The sequence below is a fragment of the Halorubrum tibetense genome, from assembly GCF_042661865.1.
Taxonomy (GTDB): Archaea; Halobacteriota; Halobacteria; order Halobacteriales; family Haloferacaceae; genus Halorubrum; species Halorubrum tibetense.
The window spans coordinates 1-3,343 of sequence record NZ_JBHSWW010000261.1; the positions used below are offsets into that span (position 1 = coordinate 1).

General features: G+C 66.3%; 1 protein-coding gene and 1 tRNA gene. Both read left to right on the forward strand.

All coding sequences use genetic code 11. The features are described from left to right. Positions 1-671 precede the first annotated feature (671 nt). A tRNA-Thr gene (locus ACFQEU_RS13255) sits at positions 672-744 on the forward strand. A 303-nt stretch (positions 745-1,047) separates the two neighbouring features. Beyond that, positions 1,048-3,343, forward strand: a 2,296-nt coding sequence (locus ACFQEU_RS13260) for a COG1361 S-layer family protein (RefSeq protein ID WP_379782897.1), incomplete at its 3' end; no start/stop codon positions are given.

The following is a 3,343-nucleotide window of genomic DNA, read 5'->3' on the forward strand; positions in this document are numbered from 1 at the left end:
CGCCGCCGTGAGTGCGGCGGGTGATGGGGTTCGCGCGGCGCTCGGTGCGGTGCGCCGTCTAGGGCGGTGACATCGGGGCGTAGACGGCCGGGCCGCTCCCGGCCGGATCGCTGCCGGCTGAGAGGCTATCGCGTCGGTGGTGCATCGGAGTGAATGGAAACCGGAGGCCGCGATCCACGAGAGGGATCGCGAGGAGAGCCCGTCTCACATGACAAGAGGCAGGCAGCCGTGGGAACGCGGACCAGAGGCGATTTCGCGCTTGGTACGTCGAAGACGTGACTGACACGGCGACCGTGATCGGGTGGCCGCTCGCCAGGCCGGCGGGGACTAGGGGGATACCGCCGGCATGGACGGCGAGGCCCGGTACGGGCTCCGACCGAGCCGACACCGCCCGAGGGGATCGTACCCCCGCCGTCGTGGCGTCCGGGCGGCGTCCGACTGCACCTGAGCGAAGTCCGAACTCGTATTTATGTTTTGCCCTTATATTCTACCAATAACATCGCCATAAACAGGATACTACGTCTTGTCTGTTGTATATAAATGTACTTTCGTCCAATATTCTGTATGATTTCGTTCGTTTGGTTATTTATAATGTAGGGGGTCGCGCCCGCGGGTCCGACGGCACCGTTTCGGAACCCTTATTTTTGCCATCGGGCAATACCTGATTGCGTGCCGGAGTAGCTCAGCTGGCAGAGCGATTCCTTCGTAAGGAATAGGTCGAGGGTTCAAATCCCTCCTCCGGCTCTTCTAACGGAACGAAGTGGAGTCAAAGAGCCACGGGAGGGGTTTGAATCAGGGAGTGAAGCGAAGCGGAGCGACCGTGGTTCACAATCCTCTCCTCCGGCTCTTCTGACGGAACACCGCACTCCGAGGAGTTCCAACCCCGTTGAGCACTACAGTTCTCGATCCGATCGGAGCCGGTCGAGTGGCCACCCTGTACCCCCACCGTTCGATTTGACCGTATTACTCCCCGGGTTTCGTCGCCGTCAGCGACATCGCCCATCAGAAGGCATATAGGCTGTTAGTAGAAAGATACAAACAACATAGATGGCGGGTCAGGAACGGGGTCGATCGGGGAGGAACGCACCGAGGGTCGTCGCGATCGCGCTGATCGTCGTCGCCGGGATGATCGTGCCGGCAGTCGGGATCGGCGAGGGCTGGACGGTGACGGCACAGTCCAACGGAACGAACGAGACGACGGTCGAGGGGCTCGCCGACCTCGACGTGAGCGCGCCGGAGAACCGGTTCGACCCCGGCGAGGAGGGGACGCTCGACCTGTTCGTGAGCAACGACGGCGAGGTGATAGACGACGGCGAGACCCATCCGCAGGAGGCGATCGACCGGGCGACCGAGGCCCGCTCCGTCGACGTCGAGGTCTCGCGGGCCGCCTTCGCCCCGGTCGAGGTCCGAACGGACGAACGCTCGCTCGGGACGATCGCCAGCGGCGACACCTCGGAGGCGGCCCCGTTCGAGATCCGCGTCGACGACGACGCCGACGCGGGCACCTACGAGCTCGACGTCGAGATCGAGTACACGGACGCGACCTCCGTCACCTACGACCGCGACGAGGAGGGCGAGCTCCGGTTCCGCGAGAGCACCACGACGTTCACCGAGCGACTCACCGTTCAGATCCACATCGACGGCGAGGCGCGCTTCGAGGTGACCGACCGCGACCACGACGTCACCGTCGGGGACACCGGCGACTTCGAGATCGACGTGGAGAACGTGGGCGACGAGGACCTGACGGACGCGACGGTGTCGATCGCCTCGCTCGACGGCGACCTCACGTTCGGCAGCGACGGACAGGGGTCACAGACGTTCGTTGGCGAGTGGGACGCGGGCGACACGGCCGAGCTGGTCTTCCGCGCCGAGGCGAACGACGCCGCGATCCAGCGGGCGTATCCGGTCGAAGTGGAGATCGAGTACGAGGACGAGGACGGGGATGAAGCGACGCGAACCCTCCTCACGTCGCTGACGCCGGCGGAGGAACAAACGTTCGAGGCGACGCTCGTCGATCACACCGTCGCCATCGACGATGACGGGCTGATGGAGTTCGAGATCGTCAACCACGGGCCGGAGAACGCGACCGTTTCGTCGGTGAGCGTGACGGCACCCGACGGTGCCATCGACATCGGTGCGGGTGCCGAGGATGCCGACCTCGGAACCGGGGCCGAGCTGCAGGGGGTTCAGCTGGACGGGTTCGACGGCGGCGACGGTGCCGGCGGGGCGAACGTCGGCGAGTCGGAGGCGTTCGTCGGCGATCTGCCGGCCGGCGAGTCCACCACGGTCCGGTTCCTCGGGAGCGCGAGCGACGACGCCATCGAGCGGGAGTACACGCTCGAAGTGACGATCGACTACGAAGACGACGACGGGAACGAGCGCGCCGACCGCACGCTGAAGCTCGGCTTCCAGCCGTTCGGCGAGCAGACGTTCGCGATGGAGAACGTCGAGAGCTCGCTGTACGTCGGCGAGGACGGCGACCTCGAGGGCGAGCTCGTTAACACGGGCGACCGGTCCGTCAACGGCGTGGTGCTCCGTATCGACTCCGAACCCGACACGCTCGCCACACGCGAGACCCAGTACGCGGTCGGGAGCCTCGACCCCGGCGAGGGAGTCCCGGTGTCGTTCCGTGTCGGCGCGACCGGCGAGGCGGAGCCCGGCCCTCGGACGATGGAGACGTCCGTGCGGTACCGGAACGTCCATCACGACGTGCGCGAGAGCGCCACGATGGACGTCACCGTCGACGTTCAACCCCGTCGCGACCGGTTAGGGGCGACGGCCGTCGACGCGACCCTCGACGCCGGCGAGGCCGACGTGATCGCGTTCGACGTCCGCAATAACGACGATCAGACCCTCCGGAACATCCGCATGAAAGTGTTCACCAACAGCCCGCTCGATAGCGGCGACTCCGAGGCGTTCATCCCCGAGCTCGAACCCGGCGAGACGGAACGGCTCTCCTTCGAGCTCGAAGCGGACGAGGGGGCGATCCCGCGGACGTACCCGGTGTCGATGGACTTCCGCTTCGACGACGAGCGCAACGACACCCAGATGTCGCGGACGCAGAACGTGCCCGTCCAGGTCGTCGCCGTCGACGACGACGGGTCGTCGATCCTGGGTATGGGGCTGCTCCTGTTGGTCCCTCTCGTGGTCGTTGGTGTGGTCGGCTGGCGTCGGTACGGCAGTGGTGGAGTCCCGTTCGTCGGCGGCGACGACGCCGGGAGCGAGATGGCCGATGCGAGCGAGACGGCCGATGCGAGCAAGACGGCCGATGGGAACCAGACGGCCCCCGCCGCGCCCGGCCCGTCGACGACCGACCGTCCGAGCAGTGACCCGACCGGCGACG